The organism is Rathayibacter sp. AY1E2 (assembly GCF_002932325.1).
In the GTDB taxonomy this organism is placed as follows: domain Bacteria; phylum Actinomycetota; class Actinomycetes; order Actinomycetales; family Microbacteriaceae; genus Rathayibacter.
Genome location: NZ_PSVO01000003.1, coordinates 42,910 through 67,668 on the forward strand (window position 1 = coordinate 42,910; position 24,759 = coordinate 67,668).

Here is a 24,759-nt window from a genome sequence, read left to right on the forward strand (position 1 = left end):
GGAGGCGAAGGTGTCCGAGCGGGGCGCGCCGCGAGAGCGCAGGAGTTGTCGCACTCGAGCTCGACAGCGACGACTACTGCGGTCTCGGGAAGGAGGCGAAGGTGTCCGAGCAGGACGCGCCGCGAGAGCGCAGGAGTTGTCGCACTCGAGCTCGACAGTGACGACTACTGCGGTCTCGGGAAGGAGGCGAAGGTGTCCGGGCGGGGCGTGCCGCGACGAGGGGCAGCAGGCGCGGACGGACGGACGGGCCCGCCCGGCCCGGGTCAGGCCGACTCGAGGAGGGGCTCCGGGTCGCGGAGGGCGGGCACGAGGCCACGGCGGCGGCGGGCGGCGGCCAGCACGGTCACGGCGAGCGCCCCGACCAGCCAGAGCACGAGCACCAGGACCGCGTGCGCGACTCCGATGCTGCCGCCGGCGATCAGCGAGCGGAACGCCTCCACCGTCCAGGTCAGCGGCAGCACGCCGTGGATCGCCTGGAAGAAGGCGGGCGCGGTCTCGACCGGGTAGGTGCCTCCGGCCGAGGACAGCTGTAGCACGATCATCAGCAGCGCCAGGAACCGGCCCGGAGCGTCCAGCAGCGCGATCAGCGCCTGGTTGATCGCCACGAAGGTGAGGCTCGTGAGCACGGCGATCCCGATCAGCCCGGGCAGGTTCGACGCCTCGACGCCCACTCCGAAGCGGATGACGAGCGCGGCCAGGACGCCCTGGGCGACCGCCATCAGCGCGCCGGGCAGGTAGCTGCGCAGTGCGATGACCCAGGCGGGACGGCGCGCGGCGAGGAGGCGGGAGCTGAGCGGGGCGCTCATCAGATAGAAGGCGAGCGCGCCGACCCAGAGCGCGAGCGCCATGAAGTAGGGGGCGAGGCCGTAGCCGTAGGACGGCACGCGGTTCATCCGCTCGGCGTCGATCCCGACCGGGGCGGCCGCGACGGTGCTGAGCTCCTGAGCCTGCTCGCCGGTGTAGGTGGGCACGTCGTCCGCGCCGTCCGAGAGCTTCGTGTCGAGGGTGCGCGATCCGGAGGCGAGCGAGTCGATCCCGTCGGCGAGGTCCTGCGAACCGGTGGCCGCGTCGGCCGAGCCGGTCGCGGCGGTCTCGGCGCCGTCCGCGAGGTCCGAGGCGCCCGTCGCGAGGGCGGCCGTCCCGGAGGCGAGGTCGGAGGCGCCGGCGGCCGCGGAGGCGATTCCGCTGGTGAGCGGGCCGACCGCGCCGGAGAGGGTGTCCACTCCGCCGGCGACCTGCGCGGCTCCGCCGTCGAGGGTCGCAGCTCCCTGGGCGAGGGCCTGCGCACCGGTCTGCAGCTTCTGGGCGCCGTCTGCGGCGGAGGTCGCCCCGGTGGACAGAGCGGCGGTGCCGGTCGCGAGGTCGGCGGCTCCGCCCGAGACCGTGGCGGCACCGGCGGCGAGCGCCGTCAGTCCGCTGCCGTCGTCGCCGACGAGCGCGGTCGCACCGGAGGCGAGCGTCTGCGCGCCCGCGTCCGCCGAGGCGGCTCCGCCCGCGAGAGCGGCCGCACCCTGCTCGAGGGCGGTCAGCTCGGCCACGCGCTGGGCGTCGGACAGCGAGTCGTACCGAGAGAGCAGGGAGGCGAGGCCGGAGTCGACTCCGGTCGCTCCGGTGGCGAGTTGCGGAGTGGCGGTCGCGAGCGCTCCCGCGCCGGTCACGAGCTGCTGGGCTCCTGCGAGGGCCTTCCCCGCTCCGTCGGAGAGGGAGGCGGACCCGGTGGCCAGCGCCTCGGCGCCGGACGCCGCCGAGGCCGCGCCGTCCTTCAGGGTCGACGTCCCCGCGGCGAGGTCGGCGGCGCCCGAGGCGAGCGACGCCGCTCCGCCGTCGAGCTGCTGGGCGCCGTCGGCGACCGTGCGGGCTCCCGTGTCGAGCGCCGCCGCCTGGTCGGGCAGCTGACCGGTCCCGCTCGCGATCCGCTGGAGTCCCGACGAGAGGTCGGACGCTCCGGAGGCCGCGCTCCCCGCGCCCGAGCGGAGGGAGTCGGCGCCGGTCGCCAGCTGCGCGGTGCCGTCCTGCAGCTGCGCGAGCCCGACGACCAGCTCGGAGGAGCCGGACGCGGCGGTCCCGGCGCCGTCCGCCAGCTGAGCGGCGCCGTCGGCCGCCTGCTCGAGGCTCGAGTGCACGTCGGTGAAGCCGAGGTAGACGTTCTCGAGGTAGGTCGCGCCGACCTTCTCCTCCAGCGTCTTCGTCACGGTGGTGCCGATGGTGGAGGCGATGTTGCCGACGATCAGGTTGGCCGCGTCGTTCGTCTCGATCGACAGCTTCGCCTGCACGGCCGCGGCGGGGTCGTCGCCGCCGACCGAGGCGACGTCGGCCGAGAAGCCGGCCGGCACCGTCAGGACGGCGAGGACGTCGCCGGAGGCGAGCTCGCGGGACGCCTCGTCGGCACCGGTCGCCGTCCAGGCGAAGTCCGAGCCGGACGTGTCGGTGGTGAGCTGCTCGGTCAGGTCGTCGCCGAGGGCGAGCGCGGACCCGTCCGAGGCGGTCGCGCCGGTGTCCTCGTTGACGATCGCGGCGGGCACCGCGTCGAGGTGGTGCGTGGGATCGAGGTTGGCCGAGGTCAGCAGTCCCGAGTAGATCAGCGGGATGAGCGCGATCGCGGCGAAGACGACGACGAGGCGCGGGTTCACGGCGCGCAGGGCGCGGCGGAGCGGGGAGGTGGTCATGGTCCTTCTACTTCGTGGAGTGCAGGGCGGCGAGCCGCGGCGAGGCGACTCCGGTGACGAGGAGCTCGGCGATGTCGGCGGAGGCCGAGGCCACGGGACGGCGGGCGTCGCCGTCGAGGAGCCAGCCGACGACCAGCCAGGTGGTACCGGCGGCGAGGAGGACGGCGAAGCGCTCGACGCGGGCGTGGTCGCCGCCGCCCGATCCGCGCTCGGCGAGGGGCGAGAAGGCGAGGAGCCGCTGCGCGAGGAACGCGACGACCGACTCCTGCACGGCGCGGGCCGTGCCTCCGCTCAGCACGCGGCGGTAGAAGTCGGCGTGCACGAGCAGGCCCTCGAGGAGCCCGCGGACGATGCGGGGGACCGCGCCCTCCCAGTCGGCGGGGGCGGTGCCGGGAGCGACGTCACCGAACAGCGCGTGCATCCGCTCCACCGCGGCGGCCTCGATGAGGGACGGGACGTCGCCGAAGTGCTGGTAGAACGTGGGGCGGCTGACGCCCGCGGCGCCGCAGAGCTCCGTGATGGAGGGCTGGTCGTCGCCCGGGCGGTCGAGGGCACTCGTGATCGCGGTGAGCAGGAGCTCGCGCGAGCGGGTGAGCCGCGGATCGGTCACGGGGTCCTTCTTCCCGGCGCGAGGAGCGCCTTCTTTACGTCCGTCAGATAACTTACAACCGTAAAGAAGAGCGCGCAAGCATCAGGAGGAGGGCGGCTCCGGGAGCAGCGTCGCGATGGCGGACGTGTCGACGATCACCGAGTCGTGCGGAGTCAGTCCCGGGCTCCGCGGCGTCGGCACCGGCAGGCGCACGAGGAGGGCGCCCGGATCCACGCCGAAGCGCCCGGAGCGGGTGCGGCCGACCGGATCGCCGTCCAGCTCGGCGAGCACCGGCTGGTCGAGCTCGAACGAGAACTCGCGGCCGGGCCACTGCCGGAGGGAGGCGAGCCCGTTGCGGTTGCCGGTCGCGACATCCAGCGCGAGGCCGAAGCGCCGACGCAGCAGCACCAGCTCCAGGTCGCCGTCGTCGAGCACCGCGCCCGCGGCCAGCTCGATGTTCGCCACCACGGAGCTGCAGTTGCAGGCCAGCACCATGAAGCAGCGCTGCGGAGGCTCCTCCGCGCCGTCGATCGTGAGGGTCACCTCGAATCCGGCCTTGAACATCGCCGGCGCCCCCGCCGCGAAGTAGGCGCCCCAGCCCACCCGCTTCTTCAGCTCCTCGTCCGTCTTGTCCATGATCTCGGCGTCCAGGCCCACCCCGCCCATCACCATGAACACCCGATCCTCGCCGTCGTCGAACGCGGCCGTGCCCACGTCGATGGCGCGGTCCTGCCCGAGCAGGGCGATCTCGACCGCCTCGGGCAGCGAGCCGAGCGGGATCCCGAGGTTCCGCGCGAGGAGGTTGCCCGTGCCGCTGGGCAGCAGGCCGTAGGGGACGCCGGTCCCCCGCAGCACCGTGGCGACGGCGCGGACGGTGCCGTCGCCTCCCATCGAGCAGACCAGGTCCGGGCCCGCCTCGAGTGCGGCGCGGGCCGCGGCGGCACCGGAGTCGCCCGGGCTGGTCTCGAACCAGAGCGGCTCGTTCCAGCCGTGGCGGCGCGCGATCGTCGCGACCAGGTCCTCCGCGGCGCCGACGTCGTCGAACTTGCTCGGGTTGATCACGACGGCGACGGTGCGCTTCTCGGGTGCCTTCACCCCGTCAGTCTGACGGCACCGGCGACCGGTCCAGTCGCGCTGACGCCTCCAGCGCGAGCACGGCGCCGATCTCGGCCGAGAGCGTGGCGGGCAGCGACGGAGGCGCGTCCCAGCGGGGCCCGGCCAGCAGCACGCCGCGGCGGACGCTCGAGCTCTGCAGCGCGGCGACGCTGCCGGTGACGAAACCGCGGACGCGAGCCGCCACCGCGGGCGCGACTCCGCTCGTCGTGGCGAGGTCGACGAGGTGCCGGTAGGCGATGCCGCCGAACAGGGCACCGTCCCCCGATCCCTGGTCGACGAAGACGCCGTCGGGGGCGAGCCGGTCCAGCAGGTCCTCGGCCGTGCGGGAGGCGTGGGCCACCAGGCGGGGGTCGGGCCGCAGGCGGTGCAGGGCGAGCGCCGCGCCGATGTAGACGGCGTGGTTGTAGCTGAAGGCCCAGTCGTCGCGCGCGGAGCCTCCTTCGCGGCCGATGCCGTCTGCGACGAAGCCGGTGTCGTCGTCGCGGAGGCGCACGTGCATCCAGTCGAGGGCGGCGCGCGAGAGCTCCTCCCGGCCGTCGGGCCGCAGCCGCTCCAGGCGCGCGCCGAGGATCGCGAACGGGCCGTTCGCGGGCGCGTTCTTGTAGTCCAGCTGCCGGCGGCGCCAGGCGAGGCTCGCCCCGTGGCGGAGGTTCCAGCCCTTCGCGACGGCGAAGCGCCACAGGCGGTCGGCCCGGTCGAGGAAGCGCGGGTCGCCCGAGGCCTCCCCGAGGCGGGCGAGCGCGCCACCGAACCACATCATGTCGTCGAAGTAGCCGTTGACCAGGCGCCCGCCGTTGCGGAGGCGGATCGCGCGATGGATCCGCCGGGCCCGCTCCAGGTGCGCCTCGTCGCCCGTGCGCTCGAAGGCGTCGACGGCCGCGTCGATCGCGTGCGCGAGCCACCAGTAGTTGAACTCGAGGTCGGCCCGCAGCGAGGTCGGGTAGCTCATGTGATAGCCCAGCAGCGGCACCGCGAAGAGCCGCTCGAGGCTCTCCTGCGCGGTGTCCGCGGGGCTACTCGTAGACGTGCGGGGCGAGGACGGCGACATCGCGGAGGTTGCGGTAGCGCTCGGCGTAGTCGAGCCCGTACCCGATCACGAACTCGTTCGGGATGTCGAAGCCGACATAGGCCACGTCGACCTCGACCTTGGCGGCCGCGGGCTTGCGGAACAGCGCGCAGATCTCGACGGACTCGGCGCCGCGGCTGCGGAGGTTGCCCTGCAGCCACGAGAGCGTGAGGCCGGAGTCGATGATGTCCTCGACGATCAGCACCTTGCGGTTCGTGATGTCGGAGTCGAGGTCCTTCAGGATCCGCACCACGCCGGACGACTTGGTGCCGCTCCCGTAGGACGAGACGGCCATCCAGTCCATGACGATGTCGAGCTTGAGCTCGCGGGCCAGATCGGCCATCACCATCACGGCGCCGCGCAGCACCCCGACGATGAGCAGGTTCTCGCCCGCGTAGTCGCGCTCGATGGCGCGGGCCAGGTCGCGGATCCGCTCGTGGATCTCGGCCTCGGTGTAGAGGACCTCGGTGATGTCGTCGGCGATGTCGGCTGCTTCCACCCGGCCACTCTACGGGTGACCGGCCCCCGTCTCCCCTCCGCGAGACTCCGCTCCGGTACACCTCCGCCGGCGAGTCGCGTTCCGGAGCGGCATCTCGCGTGGAGGGGTCGGGCGCCCCGCGGGGACCGGCCTCGCGGAAACGGGGTCAGGAGGAGGCGGGTGCGAAGACGAGGGTGGTGCCGCGGCGGGTGGCGAGGACGCCGGGGAGGTCGACGCCCTTCTGGCCGTGCCAGTCGGTGACCAGCGCGGCGACCGCCAGCGTCTGCGAGCGCGAGAGCGCGACTCCGAACTCGTTCGCCACGACCAGGCGGATGATCCGCTGCCGCAGCGCCGGCGGGTCCGCCGCGAGCCCGCGCGCGTCGACCGTGACGTGCCCCGCCTCGTCCTGGCCCACCAGCTCGAGCGCCCAGTCGAGGGCGAGCGCGTCGAGCGCGTCCCCGTCCTCCCGCAGCTGCTCGGCGGTGCGCGCCAGAGCCTGCGCCACTCCCGGCCCCAGCTCGTCCTCCAGCACGGGCAGCACGCGGTTCCGCACCCGGACCCGCGAGTAGCGGGGGTCGTCGTTGTGCGGGTCGTCCCACGGCACGAGCCCCTGGTCGGAGCAGGCGAGGCGGGTCGTCTCGCGCCGCAGGCCCAGAATCGGCCGACGCAGCGGTCCGCTGACCGGCGCCATCCCGTGCAGCGAGGCCGCACCGGCCCCTCGTGCCAGGCCCAGCAGCACCGTCTCGGCCTGGTCGTCGAGGGTGTGGCCCAGGAGGATCGCGGCGGCGCCCGTCGCGGTCAGCGCGTCGTCGAAGGCGCGGTAGCGCGCGCTGCGGGCGGCCGCCTCCGGACCGCCCTCGGCGGACACCGTCACCACCTCGCGCAGCACCGGCGCGAGCCCCAGCCCGTGCGCCTGCTCCGCGGCCCGCCGCGCGACCTCCGCCGACGCCTCCTGCAGCCCGTGGTCGACGATCACCGCGCCGGCCCGCCTCCCGCCCCGCGGGGCCTCGAAGGCGACCGCCGCCGCGAGCGCGAGCGAGTCCGCTCCCCCGCTCAGCGCGACCAGCACGAGCGCTCCGGGGTCGAGCCCGTCGAGGCTCTCGCGCACCGCCCGCCGCAGATCGGCGACGGCGGGGGTCAGGCGGGGGCGATCGGGCACATCAAGTAACGTAATGCCAGCGATCCGCCCCTCCCGCGCGCGCACCCGCGCGAGCGTTCCGGAGGCCGATCCGTCCGCCGATGCGCCGCTCACGGCGCCACCGACTCAAGGAGAGAGCATGGCCGCATACGACGTCGTCGTCGAGATCCCCAAGGGGAGCCGCAACAAGTACGAGGTCGACCACGAGACCGGTCGCGTCTACCTCGACCGCGTGCTCTTCACCTCCTTCGTCTACCCGACGGACTACGGGTACTTCGAGAACACCCTCGGCCTCGACGGCGACCCCGTCGACGCGCTGGTGCTGCTCGAGTACCCGGTCTTCCCGGGCGTGGGCGTCTCCGTCCGCCCGGTCGGCGTGCTCAACATGAGCGACGAGGCCGGCTCCGACGCGAAGGTGATCGTGGTCCCCGCGAAGGACCCGCGCTGGCAGCACATCCAGGACATCGGCGACGTCCCGGAGCAGACGAAGAACGAGATCAAGCACTTCTTCGAGCGCTACAAGGACCTCGAGCCCGGCAAGTGGGTCAAGGTCGACGCGTGGGGCGACGCCGCCGAGGCGGAGCAGATCGTCCAGGACGGCATCAAGAAGCTGGCCGAAGAGGGTCACTGACCCCTCGCATCAACGAAGGAACCCCCTCCCGTCGTCTCGACAGGAGGGGGTTCTCTCGTTGTGCTGTGCGGCCGCGGCTCAGGCGGCCGGGCGGCCGACCATGCCGGCGGGCGTGCCCCAGGTGTTCCAGATGCGCACGGGCTTGCCGTAGTCGGCGGCCTCGATGATCTGGTTGTTCCCGAGGTAGATGGCCACGTGGTAGTAGTCCCCGCCGCCGCCCCAGAAGATCAGGTCGCCGCGCTGGCGCTGGCTGTAGGGGACGAGCTTGCCGGCGCCGGCCATCGTGTTGTACTGGTTCGTCGCCGAGTGGGTGCCGATGTAGATGCCCGAGGACGCGTACGAGGCCTTGGTGAGGCCCGAGCAGTCCCACTGGTCCGGACCCATGCCGCCGAGGACGTACTCCTCGCCGAGCTGCGCCATCGCGTACGAGATCGCGTTCTCGACGGCGCCGCTGGTCGGCACCAGGACCGGAGCGGTGACCGGCTGCGGGAGCGGCTGAGCCGCCGGCTGGGCGATCGGCTGAGCAGCGGGCTGGGCCGGAGCCGGAGCCGGCTGCTGCTGCGCGGGCTGCGGAGCGGCGGGCTGCGGGAGGGACGCGGTCTGACGCGACGGGGCGGCGGCGTCGGCCTGCGCCGAGGACTGCTGCTGGGCGGAGCGGGCGGTGGACTGCGCCTGAGCGGCGGCCTCCGCCTCGGCCTGCGCCTGAGCGGCGGCCTCGTCGGCCTGGCGCTTCTGCTCGCCCGCGAGGTACTGGGTCTCGGCCTCGACCGAGGAGTCCTTCAGCAGCGCGAGCTGGGCGACCAGCTCCTGCGACTTCTCCTCCTGCGCCGAGAGCGACGCGCGGGCCGACTCGGCGGCGGCGTCGGCGTCCTTGCGGGCGGCGTCGGCCTCGTCCGAGAGCGCCTGGTGCTCGGTGACGGCGAGGTCGGCCTGGTCGCCGAGCGACTCCGCGTTCTGCTTGTCGGCGAGGGCGTCGGCGTAGACCTTCTGCGACTGCTCCGAGAGCTGCGACATCGCGCCGAGCTGGTAGAGCAGGTCGCCCGCGTCCTTGCCCTTGGCCACGAGGCTGGCGGAGAGGTCGCCACCGGCGGCGCGAGAGAGGTGCGCGGCCAGCAGGCCGGCGCGCATCTTCGAGGTCTGGGCCTTGGCGGAGGCGGTGGTCGCCTTCTCCTCGAGGTCGGCGACGGCCTTCGCAGCGGCGTCGAGCGCCTCCTTGGCCTGGCGCCAGGCCTCGGCCTTCTTCATCGCGGTGATCGACTTCTCGTCGACCGCGGTCTGCAGGCTCGCGATGAGGCCGGTGATCGAGTCGATCTCGGCCTGCTTGCTCGCCTCGTCCTTCTTGGCGTTCTGCACGTCGTCCCACGAGGGGTACTTCGCGTCGTCGGCGAGGGCCGGGGTGATGCCGAGGGACGCGGTGACCGCCGTGACCGCGAAGGCGGCGGAGATGACGAGCGGGAGGCGGCCCTTCCAGGCGCGCTCCCGGGGTGCCGGGGTGAAGGTGCGTGCGGTCGTCTGTGCGTCAGCCAAGGGTGACTCCTCGTTGGGCCATGAAAGGTTGGGCGTCGACGGCGGAGCCGTTGACGCGGGTCTCGAAGTGCAGGTGGCAGCCGGTGGAGGCGCCGGTCGAGCCGACGGCGGCGATCTGCTCGCCCGCCTGGACCTGCTGGCCGACGCGGACGTAGATCCCGCCGGACATGATGTGGGCGTAGCCGGTGCTGATGCCGCTGCCGTGGTCGATCAGCACCCAGTTGCCGTAGGTGCCGTTGGGGCCCGCGTAGGAGACGGTGCCGCTGTGCGCCGCGAAGATCGGGATGCCGCAGCCGCCCGCGAGGTCGGTGCCGCGGTGGTACGAGCCGGAGGATCCTCCGCCGGTCGAGATGCTGTCGCGCGGGCCGAAGGTGCCGGTGATGCGGCCCCCGGCAGGGCGGACCCAGCCGGAGTCGCTGACGGCGCTGGAGCCGCCGCCGCCCGAGGGGGCGACGTACCCGCCGCCACCGCCGCCGCTGCCGCCGCTGGACGCGGCCGCGGCCCGGGCGGCCTCGCGGCGCGCGGCCTCGGCCTGGGCGGCGGCCTGGCGGGCGGCCTCCTCCTCGGCGAGCTTCCGGAGGCGCTCGGCCTCGCGGGCGGCGACGCCGGCCTCGTACTCGGCCACGGTCTTCGACTCGGTGTCGCGGAGCGCGGCGAGCTGCTGCTCGAGCACGACGCTCTGCTCCTGCTGCTCGGCGAGCGCGGCCTCGGACGCCTCCTGGGCGGCGGTCGCCTCGGCCAGCTTCTGCTCGGCGGCGACGCGGAGGCGCTCGCGCTCCGTCTGCGCGACCTCGGCCTGGTCGGCGAGGGAGGACGCGGTGTTGCGGGCGGTGCTGGCCTGCTCGTAGATCGCGGAGGAGCGCTCGACCAGCTTGGTCATGCTCCCGATCTTCGACAGCAGCTGGTCGGCCTGGCCGGCCTTCTGGTCGAGGAAGATGTTGACGGACAGGTCGGTGCCGGTGCTGCGGTAGAGCTGCGCGGCGAGCAGGCCCGCCTGCTGCGAGGCCTTGTCGGCCTCCTCGGCGCTGGCGGCGGCCCGGTCCTCGAGCTTCTTCGACTGGTCCGAGGCCTCGTCGAACGCCTGCTGAGCGGCGAAGTGCTCGTCGCCGCGCTGCTGCGCGAGCTGCTGGGCGGAGGCGACCTCGCTCTGGAGGTCGCCGATCAGGGACGTGATCCGGTCGACCTGAGCGGCGGCGGCGGCGGTGTCGCCCTTCGCCGCCTCGACGTCGGCCCACGACGGGTACTCGACCGCCTGGGCGGGAGTGGCGACGAGCAGGCCGGCGACGAGCGCGACGACGGCGGAGGCCAGGGCAGCACCTCGGAGTCGCCCGAGTCGCGGCGCGCCGGGGAGGCGGGCGGGACGCGGACGGCGCAGGGAGTGGGGCATGGGACCTCGGGGATAGGGGGCCCTCCCTCCGCGGCGGTGCGGCTCCGGCGCGCGGGTGGGGGGAAGAGCGATTCCGCCCCACCCTAACCGCGGCCCTGCCCGATCTCCTAGACCCGGGTCAACCCCGGACGGGGTGCACGGCGCCTGCGGAACCGTCGATTTTGCATCCTGCGCCGTGGCCCCCTATGCTTGCGTGTCGGTAGTCATGGGGGGTCGGCCGCAGGGTCGCCCCGCGAGTCTCCGGCCCCATCGTTTAGTGGCCTAGGACACCGCCCTTTCACGGCGGCAGCACGGGTTCGAATCCCGTTGGGGTCACGGATGGGTCGGTACTACCAGCACCACCAGAAGTACCAGCACCACCGGAAAGTGCGCCGGCTCGAGAGGGTCGGGGCGTGAAAATAGAACAGCCTCGAAGGCAGTATGCTTGTCTTCGCAACGAGGCCCTGTAGCGCAGTTGGTTAGCGTGCCGCCCTGTCACGGCGGAGGTCGCGGGTTCAAGTCCCGTCAGGGTCGCAAAGAGGCCCTTCCGAGAGGAAGGGCCTTTTTCAGGAGATCACCTCTCCAGCGACATCACGTCGCAACGGCTCTGTAGCTCAGTTGGTAGAGCGCACGACTGAAAATCGTGAGGTCACGGGATCGACGCCCGTCGGAGCCACTGGAACCCTCGCCTAGCTTCTACATGGCGGGGGTTTCTTCGTACCCGGAGGTTCCCGCCGCCGCGATCCGCCGCACATCCCTCCCGTTCCGGCCCGCGCCGAGCAGTGACTGCAGCCCGGATCCCGTCCAGGCGGTCTGCGTAGGCTGGCCCGGCCATGCAACCCGACGCCTTCCCGCCGCCCGATCCCGCGACGCTCGCGCCCGACTCCGCTGCGGCGCCCTCGTGGCCGGTCGAGCCCCTCCCCTCGGTCCACGCGCCCTACTCCTCCCTCCTCTACCTGCCCGATCCTCGGGTCCGCTGGGGCCTGCCGACCGCCGTGCTCACGATCGTCGGGATCGTCCTGCCGCTGGCCGTGCTCATCCTGCTGTTCGGGTCCGGCGTGCTCCCCTACTCCGCCGGACTCGCCTTCGCGGGGGCGCTCGCGAGCTATCTCGTCGCGCTGATCGTCCCGTTCGCGGCGTCTCGGCTGCGCGGGCTGGGCACGATGGCGGCCGACTTCGGACTGCGGTTCCGCTGGATCGACGTGCCCATCGGGATCGGGCTCGGCATCGCGGTGCGCGTCGTGATCCTGTTCGTGCTCGCCGCGTTCGCTCCGCTCCTCCAGGACGCGCAGGGGAACCTCGACATCGACCCCGATCCGCTGTGGTTCGTGCTGAGCTCGGTCCTCATCCCCGTCGTCGTCGCGCCGCTGGTCGAGGAGGTCCTCTGCCGCGGCGTCGTGATGCGCGCGGTGCGGAACCGGATGCTCCGGGGCTCCGCGGAGTCGGCGCCGCCCACCCGCGGCCGCCGCGTCTGGGCGATGGTGTTCAGCATCCTGGCGTCCACGGCGGTCTTCGCCCTGCTGCACGGGCACCAGATGGTGAACCCGGCGACGATCGTGACGCTCGGCGTGACGACGGTCACCGCGGGACTCGCGCACGGCTGGATCGCGACGATCACCGGGCGGCTCGGAGCGGCGATCGTCTCGCACGCGACGCTGAACGGCTCCGCGGTGCTGCTGCTGGCGCTGCTGCCGCTGCTGACTCCGTAAGGGGGGGATCTCGAGACGCCCGCTGCGCGGGCTGCTCGATCGGCAGGAGTCGGAGCGGCCCGATCGGCGGCGTGGGGCGGCCCGTCAGACGTCGTAGGTGCGCGCCCCGGGCAGCGGGCCGCGGACCTGGCGGTGGAGGCGCTCCATGTCGGCGTCGAGGGTGGCGGCGGTGCGGGCCGCGTCGGCGAGGCCGTCGAGGAGCTCCTGCGGGACCTGGCGGTCGTACTTGTAGTAGATCTTGTGCTCCAGGCTCGCCCAGAAGTCCATCGCGATGGTCCGGAACTGCACCTCGACGCAGACGTCGACCGATCCGCCGGAGAGGAACACCGGCACCTCGACGATCGCGTGCAGGCTCTTGTAGCCGTTCTCCTTCGGCTCGGCGATGTAGTCCTTCACCTCGAGCACCGTCACGTCGGACTGCGAGGTGAGCAGGTCGAAGACGCGGTAGACGTCCGAGACGAAGCTGCAGGTGATCCGCACGCCGGCGATGTCGGTGATCGCGTCGGCGATGCCCTCGAAGGTCGTCTCGCAGCCCTTGCGCTCGATCTTCTCGATCAGGCTGTCGGCCGACTTGAGCCGGCTGGTGACGTGCTCGATCGGGTTGTACTCCTGCAGCTCGCGGAACTCCTCCTGCAGGATCGACACCTTCGTGACGATCTCGTCCATCCCGAACTTGTACTGGAGCATGAAGCGCGCGAAGTCGTCGCGCAGAGCGCGGATCTCGGCGACGGTGGTGGCGTCGAGCGCCTCGGCGACGGCGTCCGTCAGCGGAGGGACGGCGTGCGCGGGTTCGGGGATGCGGGATTCCACAGTCGGACACCCTACGCGCGGAGTCGTTCGAGACCGGTGGGAGGCACCCGGCCTAGCCTGGGAGCGTGATCACCGAGCCCCGCCCGCTGCGCTTCTGCGCGTTCGTCATGAACACCGCCTCCCACATCCAGCACGGCCTCTGGCGCCACCCCGACGCCCGGCAGCACGAGTTCGACGGCGTGCAGCTCTGGATCGACCTCGCCCGGACGCTGGAGCGCGGCCGCTTCGACGCGATGTTCTTCGCCGACGTGGCGGGGCTCTACGGTCCGGCGGACGGCGACTGGGACGTCAACGCCCGCGAGGGGCTGCAGCTGCCCAGCAACGACCCGTCGGTGCTGCTCTCGGCCCTGGCGGTGAGCACCGAGCACCTCGGCTTCGCGTTCACGAGCTCGGTGCTGCAGTCGCATCCGTTCGACTTCGCCCGGAAGGTCTCGACCCTCGACCACCTCTCGAAGGGGCGGATCGCCTGGAACATCGTCACGAGCGCCCTCGACGGCGCGGCCCGCAACTTCGGCTACGACCGGCTCGAGGAGCACGACGAGCGCTACGCCTGGGCGCAGGAGTACCTCGACGTGGTCTACAAGCTGTGGGAGGGCTCGTGGGACGACGGTGCGCTCCTGCGCGACAAGAGCGGCTCCTTCGCCGACCCGGCGCGCATCCACCGCATCGACCACGTCGGGAAGCGCTACCGCGTGCAGGGGCCGCACCTCTCGGCTCCGTCGCCCCAGCGCACGCCCGTGCTCTTCCAGGCCGGCTCCTCCCCCGCGGGCCGGCGCTTCGCCGCGCGGAACGCGGAGGCGCAGTTCGTGTTCTCGGGGTCGCCGGAGAAGACCCGCGAGCTGATCGAGGACACGCGGGCCCTCGCCGCGGCGGCCGGTCGCGGAGCGGGTGCGCCCTCCTTCTACCTGGGGCTCTCCTTCATCACCGGCGACACGGAGGAGGAGGCGCGCCGCGCTGAGCGCGAGATCGACGAGTACCTCTCCTCCGACGCCTTCCTCGTGCACTCGAACCTCGGCTTCGACCCGGCGACGGGCGAGAAGCTCGACCCCGACCTGCCGCTCTCGGCGATCGAGACCTACGCCGGCCAGAGCCACCTGCAGTGGATCCGCGACGCCTCCCCCGACCGCGAGCCGACCGTCCGCGACCTGGCCCGGCTCTCGGCGAAGCTGCGCGGACGGGTCGTCGGCACTCCGGAGCAGATCGCCGACCACCTGGCGGGCTGGCGCGACGCGGGGATCGACGGGATCAACGTCGTCAACTGGATCCTGCCCGGCAGCTACGAGGAGTTCGTCGACAGGGTGATGCCGGTGCTCCAGGAGCGGGGCCTCGCGCAGACCGAGTACGCCGAGGGGACGCTGCGCCGCAAGCTGTTCGGGACGGACGAGCTGCCGGCGACGCACCCGGCGCGGGCGTACCGCGGGGCGTTCGCGGGCTGAGCCCCTGCGGGCAGGGCTCTGCGCGTCCGCTGCCCCTGCACGGGCCGCTCGCCCCGCCCCGCGCACTCCGTCGGGCGGGGGACGCGAGGGCGGGTGCGGCTCCGTAGCGTCGAGGGATGATCCAGACCTGGGGAGTCCTGACCGCGCTGTACGGAGTCGTCGTGACGGCCGTCGCGGTGCTCGCGATCGTGCTGCTGGTGCTGCTGTGCCGCCTGGTGCTCGCCGCGCGCGAGAACCTGCAGGCCTCGACGCGGCTGCGCGAGCTGCAGATCGAGCGGATGCTTCTCGAGGACGAGTAGCGGACGCGCGTCGCCGGCCGCGACCAGGTCTCTTCAGCGAGGAGCACTCGCGGCCGACGACGCGCGGTCCGGTCAGGGCAGAGCGGGTCGCGCCTCCGGGCGGGGCGCCCGCGGGATGAGCAGGCCGAGGGCGACGGCGACCAGCGCTCCGATCGCGCCGATCACGAACGTGGTCTCGAAGCCCTGCGAGCTCGGCAGCTGCACGTCGCCGACGGACACGGTCAGCTGCGCGAGCACGCCCGCGGTCACGGCGGAGGAGAGCGTCGTGCCGAGCGTGCGCATCAGCGAGTTCAGCCCGTTCGCGGCGGCGGTCTCCGAGGCGGGGACGGCGTGCATGATGAGCGTCGGCATCGCGGCGTAGGCGAGGCCCAGGCCGACCCCGATGAGGGCGTTGATCACCAGGATCTGCCACACCTCGCCGCCGAACGGGAGGATCAGCAGGTACGAGACCGCGATCAGCCCGGAGCCGGCGATCAGCACGAGCCGCGGCCCGGACTGCGCCGAGAGGCGGGCGGCGAGCGGGGACGTCGCCATCATCGCCAGGCCCGAGGGCGCGAGCACGAGGCTCGCCACGATCAGGCTCAGGCCGAAGCCGACGCCCGACGCGGTCGGCAGCTCGAGGCGCTGCGGCAGCGTGATCTGGGCGCCGAAGAACGCGAAGCCGACCGCCACCGAGGCGAGGTTGGTGAAGAGCACGGCGGGGCGGGCGGCCACCCGGAGGTCGACGAGCGGGCTCTCCTGCCGCAGCTCGTACCAGCCCCAGAGGAGCAGGACGGCGATGCCGCCGAGGCCGGAGCCCAGGATCGCGGGACTGGTCCAGCCGGAGTCGTTGCCGCGCGAGACGGCGATCAGCACGCCGCTCAGTCCGAGGGCGAGGCCGATCGTGCCGACCACGTCGAAGGTGCCCGGCGAGCGCAGAGTCGACACCGGCACGACCAGGAGGACGAGGACGATGTCGAGGACGCCGAGGCCAGCGGACATCCAGAACAGGACGTGCCAGTCGGTGTTCTGCGCGATGAGGGCGCTGAGCGGCAGGCCGAGCGCGCCGCCGATGCCGAGGGTCGCGCTGACCAGGGCGATCGCGCCGGGGAGCCGGTCGCGGTGGAGGGTGTCGCGGAGGATCGAGATGCCGAGCGGGATGACGCCCATCACTGCGCCCTGGAGGGCCCGGCCCACGACCAGCGTCCACACGTCACCCGCGAAGGCGCAGACGATCGAGCCGATCACGAGCACGACCAGCGCGGCCACGGCCATCCGCCGCTTGCCGTAGAGGTCGCCGAGGCGGCCCGAGACCGGGGTGAGGATGCAGGCGCTCAGCAGCGTCGCGGTGATCACCCACGCGGTCTCGGTGCGGTCGGCGCCGAGCAGCGTCGGCAGCTCGGACTGGATCGGGACGACCAGCGTCTGCATGAAGGAGGCGCTCATCCCCGCGAAGGCGAGGACGGCGGTGATGAGGCGCGGGTCCGGCGAGCGGGTCAGAGAGCGTCTGTCGGAGTCGGGCACGGCTGTCCTTCGTGTCGGCGGCGGACGCGCACCCGGACCGCGGCGGCGGGCGGGCCGTCGTCGGCGGGATCGTATCGCTCGGCTCTGCTTTCCACCGGCTCGGGGCTCAACAGCTCGGGCCGCCGCTTTGTTCCCTCCTCCTCCTTCCCGCGCGCGTCGGGCAGGACGAGGATGGGCGGATGATCGACATCGAGAGCTGGATCGCCGGCTACGAGAAGGCCTGGGCCACGGACGACGCGGCAGACGTGGCCGCACTGTTCACCGAGGACGCCGAGTACTTCACGGCGCCGCACCGCGATGCGATCACTCCGCGCGACGCGATCGTCGAGTGGTGGCTGGCGGAGGAGGAGCCGGCCGACCCGACGTTCGCGTGGGGCCTGGTCGCACTGACGGAGGAGACCGCCGTGGTGGAGGCGCGCACCGTCTACCCCGGCGACCGCACCTACCTGAACCTCTGGGTCATCCGCTTCGCCCCCGACGGGCGGGCGCGCTCGTTCACCGAGTGGTACATGGAGGAGCCGGCCGACTCCGTGTCCTGACCCGCGCGGGTCCCCATCGAGCGGCGAGGAGCCCTCAGCGGCGCCCGGTCAGAGCTGCGCGGCCGCGAAGGTGTCGCAGCTGGTGGCGTCGCCCTCGAAGCCGGCCTGGAACCAGCGCTGGCGCTGCTCGGCCGAGCCGTGCGTCCACCCCTCCGGATCGACGGTGCCGGTCGCCTGCTCCTGGATGCGGTCGTCCCCGACCGCGGCCGCGGCGCCGAGCGCGTCCTGGTACTCCTGCGCCGTCACCGGCTTGAGGTAGGGCGTGCCGGTCTCGTCGGGCACCGTCGAGGCGTCGCCCACCCAGGCGCCGGCGAAGCAGTCGGCCTGCAGCTCGAGGCGCACCGAGTCCGACTCGGGGCCGGTGCCGGAGCGGTCCGCCGACTCCATCGCGCCGGTCAGGTTCTGGATGTGGTGGCCCCACTCGTGGGCGAGGATGTACATCTGCGCGAGCGATCCGCCCGAGGTGTCGAACCGGGTGCGCAGCTCGTCGAAGAAGTCGGTGTCGAGGTAGATCGTCCGGTCCGGCGGGCAGTAGAACGGGCCGACCGCGGCGGTCGCGCTCCCGCAGCCGGTGGTGGTGCTGTCCTCGAACAGGTCGACGCCGGTCGGGGTCGTGTAGGCGACTCCGAGTGTCGGCGTCTGCTCGCCCCAGTAGCGGTCGAGCGACTCCGCCGCACCCTCGAGGCGGCAGTCGACCTGCGTGTTCGCGTCGGCGCCGCTGTCGCAGGCCACCGCGGTGGAGGTGACGCCCTCCGGCGAGGACCCGCCTCCGCCGAACACCTCTCCGAGGCCCGAGAGGTTCACGCCGAGCAGCTGCGAGAGCAGCGCGAGCACGACCACGCCCACCGCGCCTCCGCCGACGGCGATGCCGGTGGTGCGGCCGCGGCGGCGGACCTTGCCGCCGCTGAGCTGGGAGTCGTCGTTGAAGGTCATGCCGACGAAGCTAGCGCTCCGCGGACGGGCTCCGCTCGGGCTTGCGGTCAGCCCCAGCGCGACTCGCTGGCCGAGCGGATGATCTCGAGCAGCGCCTCGCGCAGGGGGCCGTGCTCGAGCGAGCCCGGGAACATGTCGACCTCGAGGCGGTGCGCCCGGCGCCAGGCCTCGCTGCCCACGTCGGTGAGCGCGACGAGCTGCCGGCGGCGGTCCGACGGATCCGTGGTGCGCGAGACGTGGCCCTCGCGCTCGAGGCGCTCGATGGTGCGCGACATGGTCTGCACCTCGACGTGGGCCGCGGCGGCCAGCTCCTTCTGCGCGACGGGACCCGCCTGCAGGAGGTGCAGCACGATCAGGCCGGCGTGGGTGAGGCCGATCTCGGCGAGGGCGCCGTGCCAGGCGTGCTCGACCATCCGGGAGGCGGTGGAGAGCAGCCGGCCGGTGGGCCAGTCCTCCATCCCGGAGGCGTCGTCCGCGCGCATCTGATCAGGGTAGACCCGCTCCCGGGACACGACGTCACCGGGCGCGGGACGCTCAGGCACGGGCGCCCGGGCATCCCGGCCGCGAGGCGCGGACCGCCCCGCGCGTCAGGACGCGAAGCGGTCCGTCGCCTCGATCAGCGCGTCGAGGATCCCCGGCTCGTCGAAGGCGTGGCCCGCGTCGGCGATCATCCGGAAGTCGGCCTCGGGCCAGGCCCGGTGCAGGTCCCAGGCGGTGAAGGCCGGGGTGCACATGTCGTAGCGGCCCTGCACGATGACGGCCGGGATGTCGCGGAGGACGCCGGCGTCGCGGATCAGCTGCCCCTCCTCCAGCCAGCCCCTGTGCACGAAGAAGTGGTTCTCGATGCGGGCGAAGGCGAGCGCGAAGACGGGATCGGACCAGTCCGCGATCAGCTCCGGCTTCTGCAGGAGGGTGATGGTCGACGCCTCCCAGGTGGTCCAGGCGACGCCGGCGGGGCCGTGCACGGCGGGGTCCGCGTCGTGGAGCAGGCGGTAGTACGCCTCGATGAGGCTGCCCCGCTCGCCGGCCGGGACGACGGAGGTGTAGCCCTCCCAGAGGTCCGGGTAGACCGCGGCGGCGCCTCCCTCGTAGAACCACTCGAGCTCGGCGCGGCGGAGGGTGAAGATCCCGCGGAGGACGATCTCGCTGACCCGCTCGGGGTGGGTCTCGGCGTAGGCGAGGGCGAGGGTCGAGCCCCAGGAGCCGCCGAGCACGAGCCAGCGCTCGACGCCGAGGTGCTCGCGGAGGCGCTCGATGTCGGCGACGAGGTACCAGGTGGTGTTGGTCGAGAGGTCGGCCTCCGGCTCGCCGGCGTGCGGGGTGGAGCGGCCGCACATCCGCTGGTCGAACAGCACGATGCGGTACTTCTCGGGGTCGAACAGCCGGCGGTGGGCGGGCGAGGTGCCGGCTCCGGGGCCGCCGTGCAGGAACACGACGGGCTTGCCCTCGGGGTTGCCCGAGACCTCCCAGTAGAGCGAGTGGCCGTCGCCGACGTCGAGCATGCCGGAGTCGTGGGGCTCGATCTCGGGGTACAGAGTGCGCATGGCCCGCACCCTACCGACTGTCAGGGTCGCGGTCCGCGAGGCGGGCGGCCCGGCACCGGAGAGGGCGGGAGCGCCCGCGTCCACCCGGCGCACCCGCATCCCGCGGTCGTTACTGTGGAGCGGACCTGCACGCCCCCGTCGAAGGAGCCCCCATGCCCACCACTGTGCGCGGCGTCATCGCCCGGTCGAAGGGCGCTCCCGTGGAGCTCGTCGACATCGTCGTCCCCGACCCGGGCCCGGGCGAGGCCGTGGTCGACATCGAGACCTGCGGTGTCTGCCACACCGACTTCCACTACCGCGAGGGCGGGATCAGCGACGACTTCCCCTTCCTCCTCGGTCACGAGGCGGCCGGACGGGTCAGCGCGATCGGAGAGGGAGTCACCCACGTCGCGGTCGGCGACTTCGTGGTCCTCAACTGGCGCGCGGTCTGCGGCGAGTGCCGGGCCTGCACCCGGGCCGAGCCCTGGTACTGCTTCGACACCTTCAACGCGACGCAGCGGATGACCCTGGAGGACGGCACCGAGCTCAGCCCCGCCCTCGGGATCGGCGCCTTCGCCGAGAAGACCCTCGTGCACGCGAAGCAGTGCACGAAGGTCGATCCGGAGGCGGACCCCGCCGCGGTGGGCCTGCTCGGCTGCGGGATCATGGCCGGCCTCGGCGCGGCGATGAACACCGGGAACGTGACGCGCGGCGACTCCGTCGCGGTCATCGGCTGCGGAGGAGTCGGCACGGCCGCCGTGGTCGGCGCCGCTCTCGCGGGCGCCGGCACGGTCATCGCGATCGACCGGGACCCCAAGAAGCTGGTCGCGGCCGAGAAGCTCGGCGCCACGCACGTCATCGACTCCAGCGGCCTCGACGAGGCGGGCGTCGTCGCGGCGGTGCAGGCCCTGACGAACGGCTTCGGAGCGGACGTCGTCATCGACGCCGTGGGCCGCCCCGAGACCTGGCGCCAGGCGTTCTACGCCCGCGATCTCGCCGGGACCGTGGTGCTGGTCGGGGTCCCGACTCCCGAGATGACGCTCGAGATCCCCCTGCTCGACGTCTTCGGCCGCGGCGGCTCGCTGAAGTCGAGCTGGTACGGCGACTGCCTGCCGGAGAGGGACTTCCCGATGCTGACCGGCCTCTACCTCCAGGGCCGACTGCCCCTGGACGAGTTCGTGAGCGAGCGGATCGGGATCGAGGACATCGAGGAGGCCTTCGCCACGATGGCCGGCGGCGACGTGCTCCGCTCGGTGGTGGTGCTCTGATGGGCGCGCGGATCGAGCAGCTCGTCACGAGCGGCACCTTCAGCCTCGACGGCGGCACCTGGGACGTCGACAACAACGTCTGGATCGTCGGCGACGACTCCGAGTGCGTCGTCATCGACGCGGCCCATGACGCGGACGCGATCCTCGCGGCCGTCGGCGAGCGCCGGCTCCTCGCCGTGCTGCTGACCCACGGGCACGACGACCACCTCGACGCGGTCGAGGGAGTCCGCGCTGCGACCGGCGCCCCGGTGCTGCTCCACGAGGCCGACCGGATGCTGTGGGACGCCGTGCACCCCGGCACGGCCCCGAGCGGCGCCCTGGTCGACGGGCGGATCGTGCCCGTCGCCGGCGTCGAGCTCGAGGTGCGGCACACCCCGGGCCACACCCCCGGCGCCGTCTGCTTCGTCGCCGAGGCGCTCGGCACGGTGTTCACCGGCGACACGCTCTTCCAGGGCGGGCCGGGAGCCACCGGCCGCTCCTACAGCGACTTCCCGACGATCATCGACTCGATCACGGAGCGCCTGCTGACGCTGCCCGCCGCGACGGTCGTCCGGACCGGCCACGGCGACTCGACCACGATCGGAGCGGAGGCGCCGCACCGCGAGGAGTGGATCGCGCGCGGGCACTGACCGGGCGGGGCGGGCGCAGAGGCTGCCGGCCCGCCCGGTGCGGCGTTCTGCTCGCCCGAGCTGTCCGACGGGTGTGGGAGTTTCGCAACTGATGGTCGTGCTCTCTTGTTACCGTGAACAATCGCCGGTACCGTGCGGAGACCACACCGCAGGCGGGATCCCCCGTCCGCCCACCGGTTCGCTGCAGAACCCGAGAGGACACGTCGACGATGACGTCACGACCCCCGGGCGGAGGCAGGCGCTCGCGCCTGCTCGCCGCCACCCTCGCCGCCTCCGCGACGATCGCCCTCGCCGCCGGCGCCGCCGTGCCGGTCGCCGTCGCCGCGACAGCGGCGACCACTCCCGCGCAGAGCCTGCTCGCGGACTTCACCTTCGACACCGCCCCGAGCGGAGGCGCCTTCACCGACAGGTCGACCCGCGCCGCCGTGAAGGGGACGCCGACCCTCGTCGCCGGGCGCACCGGGCAGGGCAGCGCCGTCTCGCTGTCGTCCTCGTTCTGGCTCGACCTCACCGCGACCGACGGGCAGCCGCTGCTGAAGGGTCGCGACTCCGTCACTCTGTCGTACGACTCCAAGCCCGCCGCCGCGGACAACGTCGGCTGGTCGGTCTTCGCCGCTCGCTCGGCCGCGACCCAGGACTACGCCCAGGAGAAGTACGTCGGCGTCCTCGACAGGACGAACGGCCTCACCGTCGAGCGCTACGCCAACAGCGGCGCCCGCGACTCCTCGGGCAACCTCACCGGCCCGAGCAGCACGGAGTGGAAGCACGTCGATCTCGTGCTGAGCGGCGGCACCGCCCGCCTCTACGTCGACGCGAAGCCCGTGGCCGTCACGACGGCCGGCCCCTCGCTCGCGACGGTCCTCGGATCGACCGGCGGAGTCCTGCAGATCGGCAAGGCCAACTGGGGCGGCGGGGAGTACTTCACCGGACTCCTCGACAATCTGCGCGTCTACGACCGTGCCCTGACCGGGGCCGAGCTGGGCGCGACGAGCAGTCCCGTGGCAACCGACCTGCGCGCCGCCCTCGACGTCCCCACGACCGTGCTCGGCGACCTGCCCGCGCAGGTCCTCGGGAACACCGTGACGTGGACCGCCTCCGGAGCCGGCGCCGCGCGCGTCTCCTCCACCGGCGCCGTGAACCTCTCGGGCCTCACCGCTCCCGTCGCCGTCCGCCTCCAGGCAGCCGTCGCCGGGCAGACCTACGCGTGGGACAGCACCCTCGCCGTTCCCGGCGGGCGCATCGCCACCTCCGTCAAGACCGTCACCACGACGAACGGAGTGAAGGACGACCCGCTGGCGTACAACGACGACCGTCGCGCGGACTCGCTCTTCACGGCCGCACTGCCCGCCGGCGCGACCGCCTGGGAGCCGCTGAACCGCTCGCAGTCGATCCTCTCCGTCCTCAGGGACGGCGACCAGGCGCAGCGCCCGAACGCCCAGATGGGCTCGCCTCTGCTGTTCCGATCGAAGGACGGCTCGCTCGGCGCGGTCTCGTCGCAGAACAACGCCACGGACTCCGTCTACCTCTGGAGCTCCGCCGACGGCCGCACGTTCCGCGACCAGCGCGTCCTCCGGGTCGCGCCGGGCTCGGTCGTGACCGACCCGCGGATCGTCTTCGACTCCGCCCTCGGCGTCTACAAGCTGTTCTGGACCGATCTGCTCACCACCGAGGGCCGCGTGACGCTGTTCACGGACCTCGCCTCCGGCACCGCTCCCGGAGCGACCACCCGCGCCGACGCCCGCGTCCCCGGTGTCCAGGGCTCGGGTCTCCCCTCCTGGTTCACCCAGGGCCAGGCCGGCGAGACGGCGCTGACCTCGACCGAGTTCGGCACGTTCTACCGCGAGTACGTCGACCTGAAGAACACCGGTGTGAAGTCGCTCAGCGGCTCCGTCGACTCCGGCGCCGGATCCGCTGCGATCGCCGCAGCACTCCCGGGGCAGGCCGTGATGGAGTACAACGACGGCTCGACCAAGTCGCTCAACGTCGACTGGCAGGACGATCTGACCACCGCCGTCGACACCTCGCGTCCCGGGACCTACCGGGTCACCGGCTCCGTCCAGCAGGACCCCGAGGCGATGGTCAACGAGGCCCGCGCGGATCCGCACGTCTTCTTCAACGAGGACGACGGCTACTACTACCTCACGGGCTCGCACTACGGTCAGGACTCGCTCGGCCCGATCGAGGAGAGCTCCAGCTACCGCAAGATCGGCCTCAAGCGCTCGAAGACCATCGCCGGTCTCGACTCCGCTCCCGAGCAGATCGTGATCGACCCCGACGCCGGCACGCCCGGTCGCCAGAGCCAGTACCCGAACACCTTCTACGGCTGGGGCGGATACATCTGGGCGCAGGAGTTCCACAAGATCAACGGCACCTGGTGGATCGTCGCCGGCATGAACAAGGGCTACGCGCCTGTGGGCGGCTGGTGCGACAACACCGTCCTGATCCCCTACACCGGGACCGACGCCTCGATCGCCGAGGGCGGATTCCTCGACCAGACGAAGTGGGGCGAGCCGGTCGTCCTCGAGGGCGCGGCCTTCGACGTCAGCTACATCGACCGCCAGGAGAACGGCGCCACCCAGGGCTACTGGGTCCTGCCCAACGGCAACACGCTCTCCCTCGCCAAGGCGACGATGGGGCCCAAGGGCACCGTCCCGCTGGTGACCGGTGCGGTCACCCGCATCTACGGCGAGAGCCAGCCGTGGGAGTCGGGCAAGCGCTCGCCGACCCCGTCCGACACCACCGAGGGCAACGACCAGGGCGTCGTCGAGGCGCCGTTCATCGTGTCCAAGGGAGGACGCATGTACCTCACCTACTCGGGCGGAACGGTCGACAAGTACTACTCGCTCGGCCTGCTCACGGCCGACGCGAGTGCCGACCTCCTCAACCCCGCGACGTGGACGCAGACCGCGTTCCCCGTGCTGGACACCGAGGACACCTACCTGGGCCGCCTCGGCGCGGACGAGACGCAGTACTTCTCGCGCCAGCAGGCCGGCACCGGGCACAACTCGTTCGTCGAGGACGAGTCGGGCAACCTGCTCCTCGCCTACCACGCCCGCCCCTACCCGGACCCGCACACGGCGACCGATCCGCAGAACGCGGGCGGCCTGTTCGATTCGGACCGCAACACCTGGTTCAAGGGCGTGAACATCCGCGCGAGCGGCCGGCTCGACCTCTCGCTCTCGAAGGAGCAGGAGGTGGCCTCGGCCAACCGCACCGTCACGGCGACGATCACCGTGAAGGCGCCGGCTGTGCCCGTCACCGCCACTGCAGCGGCTCGCTGCGTCGCGGGCAAGGTGGTGGTCACGCTGACCACTGTCAACAAGGCCGCGTCGACCGCCGACCTCCGCTGGAACACCCTGTGGGGCGCGAAGACCCAGCAGATCGACGCGGGCCGGACCGCCTCGCTGGCCGTGACCACGCGGGCCGCCTCGGTCACCGCCGGCACCGTCCAGGGGGTCGCCACCGTCGGCAGCGCCTCCGCTCCCGTGAGCGCCGCCTACCCGGCGCTCCGCTGCGGCTGACCTGACCGGGTC

Annotated in this window: 21 protein-coding genes and 3 tRNA genes; 11 read left to right on the forward strand and 13 right to left on the reverse strand. The window is 72.8% G+C overall.

Features of this window, described 5'->3' with window-relative positions:
- Nucleotides 1-263: 263 nt before the first annotated feature.
- The 6 genes from C5C49_RS03745 to tilS form a co-directional block, all read right to left on the reverse strand.
- Complete coding sequence (locus tag C5C49_RS03745; RefSeq protein ID WP_104345450.1) at nucleotides 264-2,666, reverse strand: YhgE/Pip domain-containing protein; 2,403 nt, start codon at nucleotides 2,664-2,666, stop codon at nucleotides 264-266.
- Nucleotides 2,667-2,673: 7 nt separating this feature from the next.
- Nucleotides 2,674-3,276 (reverse strand): TetR/AcrR family transcriptional regulator, encoded by a 603-nt coding sequence (locus tag C5C49_RS03750; protein WP_104272970.1) that lies wholly within the window; start codon nucleotides 3,274-3,276, stop codon nucleotides 2,674-2,676.
- Between the two features lie 81 nt (nucleotides 3,277-3,357).
- On the reverse strand, nucleotides 3,358-4,350 hold the full coding sequence (locus tag C5C49_RS03755; protein WP_104337331.1) for a diacylglycerol kinase family protein: 993 nt from the start codon (nucleotides 4,348-4,350) through the stop codon (nucleotides 3,358-3,360).
- Between the two features lie 4 nt (nucleotides 4,351-4,354).
- Complete coding sequence (locus C5C49_RS03760; RefSeq protein WP_181135697.1) at nucleotides 4,355-5,320, reverse strand: glycoside hydrolase family 76 protein; 966 nt, start codon at nucleotides 5,318-5,320, stop codon at nucleotides 4,355-4,357.
- Nucleotides 5,321-5,384: 64 nt separating this feature from the next.
- Nucleotides 5,385-5,936, reverse strand: a complete 552-nt coding sequence (gene hpt, locus C5C49_RS03765; RefSeq protein ID WP_104224109.1) for a hypoxanthine phosphoribosyltransferase — start codon at nucleotides 5,934-5,936, stop codon at nucleotides 5,385-5,387.
- 145 nt (nucleotides 5,937-6,081) lie between these two features.
- Complete coding sequence (gene tilS / locus C5C49_RS03770; RefSeq protein ID WP_104345452.1) at nucleotides 6,082-7,074, reverse strand: tRNA lysidine(34) synthetase TilS; 993 nt, start codon at nucleotides 7,072-7,074, stop codon at nucleotides 6,082-6,084.
- Nucleotides 7,075-7,192: 118 nt separating this feature from the next.
- Between tilS and ppa the strand changes: the two genes are divergently transcribed.
- The gene (ppa, locus tag C5C49_RS03775) at nucleotides 7,193-7,684 is read left to right on the forward strand and encodes an inorganic diphosphatase (RefSeq protein WP_068255683.1); all 492 of its coding nucleotides are present in this window, start codon (nucleotides 7,193-7,195) and stop codon (nucleotides 7,682-7,684) included.
- A gap of 78 nt (nucleotides 7,685-7,762) precedes the next feature.
- Here the strand turns inward: ppa and C5C49_RS03780 are convergent, their stop codons facing one another.
- Together C5C49_RS03780 and C5C49_RS03785 are read right to left on the reverse strand one after the other, a co-directional pair.
- Nucleotides 7,763-9,211 carry a C40 family peptidase gene (locus C5C49_RS03780; protein WP_104345453.1) on the reverse strand — a complete coding sequence of 483 codons (1,449 nt, stop codon included), beginning with the start codon at nucleotides 9,209-9,211 and terminating at the stop codon, nucleotides 7,763-7,765.
- Complete coding sequence (locus C5C49_RS03785; RefSeq protein ID WP_104247845.1) at nucleotides 9,204-10,598, reverse strand: peptidoglycan DD-metalloendopeptidase family protein; 1,395 nt, start codon at nucleotides 10,596-10,598, stop codon at nucleotides 9,204-9,206. Before C5C49_RS03785 ends, C5C49_RS03780 begins: the two co-directional genes overlap by 8 nt.
- A gap of 242 nt (nucleotides 10,599-10,840) precedes the next feature.
- Between C5C49_RS03785 and C5C49_RS03790 the strand changes: the two genes are divergently transcribed.
- From C5C49_RS03790 to C5C49_RS03805, 4 genes are all read left to right on the forward strand, one after another.
- Nucleotides 10,841-10,913, forward strand: a tRNA-Glu gene (locus tag C5C49_RS03790).
- 124 nt (nucleotides 10,914-11,037) lie between these two features.
- Nucleotides 11,038-11,111: transfer RNA gene (locus C5C49_RS03795), tRNA-Asp, on the forward strand.
- 69 nt (nucleotides 11,112-11,180) lie between these two features.
- Nucleotides 11,181-11,253, forward strand: a tRNA-Phe gene (locus C5C49_RS03800).
- A 157-nt stretch (nucleotides 11,254-11,410) separates the two neighbouring features.
- Nucleotides 11,411-12,286, forward strand: a complete 876-nt coding sequence (locus C5C49_RS03805) for a CPBP family intramembrane glutamic endopeptidase (RefSeq protein ID WP_104345454.1) — start codon at nucleotides 11,411-11,413, stop codon at nucleotides 12,284-12,286.
- An 84-nt stretch (nucleotides 12,287-12,370) separates the two neighbouring features.
- Here C5C49_RS03805 and C5C49_RS03810 read toward each other — a convergent pair whose 3' ends face one another.
- The gene (locus C5C49_RS03810; RefSeq protein ID WP_104234325.1) at nucleotides 12,371-12,973 is read right to left on the reverse strand and encodes a GTP pyrophosphokinase family protein; all 603 of its coding nucleotides are present in this window, start codon (nucleotides 12,971-12,973) and stop codon (nucleotides 12,371-12,373) included.
- 230 nt (nucleotides 12,974-13,203) lie between these two features.
- Here C5C49_RS03810 and C5C49_RS03815 point away from each other — a divergent pair, with 230 nt between their 5' ends.
- Entirely contained in the window at nucleotides 13,204-14,532 is a 1,329-nt protein-coding gene (locus tag C5C49_RS03815; protein WP_374953843.1) for an NtaA/DmoA family FMN-dependent monooxygenase, read from the forward strand.
- A gap of 116 nt (nucleotides 14,533-14,648) precedes the next feature.
- The gene (locus C5C49_RS03820; RefSeq protein WP_104224402.1) at nucleotides 14,649-14,831 is read left to right on the forward strand and encodes a hypothetical protein; all 183 of its coding nucleotides are present in this window, start codon (nucleotides 14,649-14,651) and stop codon (nucleotides 14,829-14,831) included.
- A 72-nt stretch (nucleotides 14,832-14,903) separates the two neighbouring features.
- Here C5C49_RS03820 and C5C49_RS03825 read toward each other — a convergent pair whose 3' ends face one another.
- Nucleotides 14,904-16,334 (reverse strand): MFS transporter, encoded by a 1,431-nt coding sequence (locus C5C49_RS03825; protein ID WP_258062342.1) that lies wholly within the window; start codon nucleotides 16,332-16,334, stop codon nucleotides 14,904-14,906.
- A 179-nt stretch (nucleotides 16,335-16,513) separates the two neighbouring features.
- On the opposite strand from C5C49_RS03825, the gene C5C49_RS03830 reads away from it, so the two are divergent.
- Nucleotides 16,514-16,873 (forward strand): nuclear transport factor 2 family protein, encoded by a 360-nt coding sequence (locus C5C49_RS03830; RefSeq protein WP_104255526.1) that lies wholly within the window; start codon nucleotides 16,514-16,516, stop codon nucleotides 16,871-16,873.
- A 48-nt stretch (nucleotides 16,874-16,921) separates the two neighbouring features.
- On the opposite strand, the gene C5C49_RS03835 is transcribed toward C5C49_RS03830, so the two are convergent.
- The 3 genes from C5C49_RS03835 to pip all read right to left on the reverse strand — a co-directional run bounded on the left by C5C49_RS03835 (nucleotide 16,922) and on the right by pip (nucleotide 19,350).
- Nucleotides 16,922-17,806 carry a neutral zinc metallopeptidase gene (locus C5C49_RS03835; protein ID WP_104224400.1) on the reverse strand — a complete coding sequence of 295 codons (885 nt, stop codon included), beginning with the start codon at nucleotides 17,804-17,806 and terminating at the stop codon, nucleotides 16,922-16,924.
- Between the two features lie 47 nt (nucleotides 17,807-17,853).
- Entirely contained in the window at nucleotides 17,854-18,288 is a 435-nt protein-coding gene (locus tag C5C49_RS03840; protein ID WP_104247849.1) for a MarR family winged helix-turn-helix transcriptional regulator, read from the reverse strand.
- 105 nt (nucleotides 18,289-18,393) lie between these two features.
- Nucleotides 18,394-19,350, reverse strand: a complete 957-nt coding sequence (pip, locus tag C5C49_RS03845; RefSeq protein ID WP_104226020.1) for a prolyl aminopeptidase — start codon at nucleotides 19,348-19,350, stop codon at nucleotides 18,394-18,396.
- 152 nt (nucleotides 19,351-19,502) lie between these two features.
- Between pip and C5C49_RS03850 the strand changes: the two genes are divergently transcribed.
- The 3 genes from C5C49_RS03850 (at nucleotide 19,503) to C5C49_RS03860 (ending at nucleotide 24,747) form a co-directional block, all read left to right on the forward strand.
- Complete coding sequence (locus C5C49_RS03850) at nucleotides 19,503-20,597, forward strand: S-(hydroxymethyl)mycothiol dehydrogenase (protein WP_104226021.1); 1,095 nt, start codon at nucleotides 19,503-19,505, stop codon at nucleotides 20,595-20,597.
- Nucleotides 20,597-21,226, forward strand: coding sequence for an MBL fold metallo-hydrolase (locus C5C49_RS03855; RefSeq protein ID WP_104224396.1), 630 nt, complete (start codon nucleotides 20,597-20,599; stop codon nucleotides 21,224-21,226). Before C5C49_RS03850 ends, C5C49_RS03855 begins: the two co-directional genes overlap by 1 nt.
- Before the next feature lie 209 nt (nucleotides 21,227-21,435).
- Complete coding sequence (locus C5C49_RS03860) at nucleotides 21,436-24,747, forward strand: family 43 glycosylhydrolase (protein ID WP_104345455.1); 3,312 nt, start codon at nucleotides 21,436-21,438, stop codon at nucleotides 24,745-24,747.
- The last annotated feature ends 12 nt before the right edge of the window (nucleotides 24,748-24,759 follow it).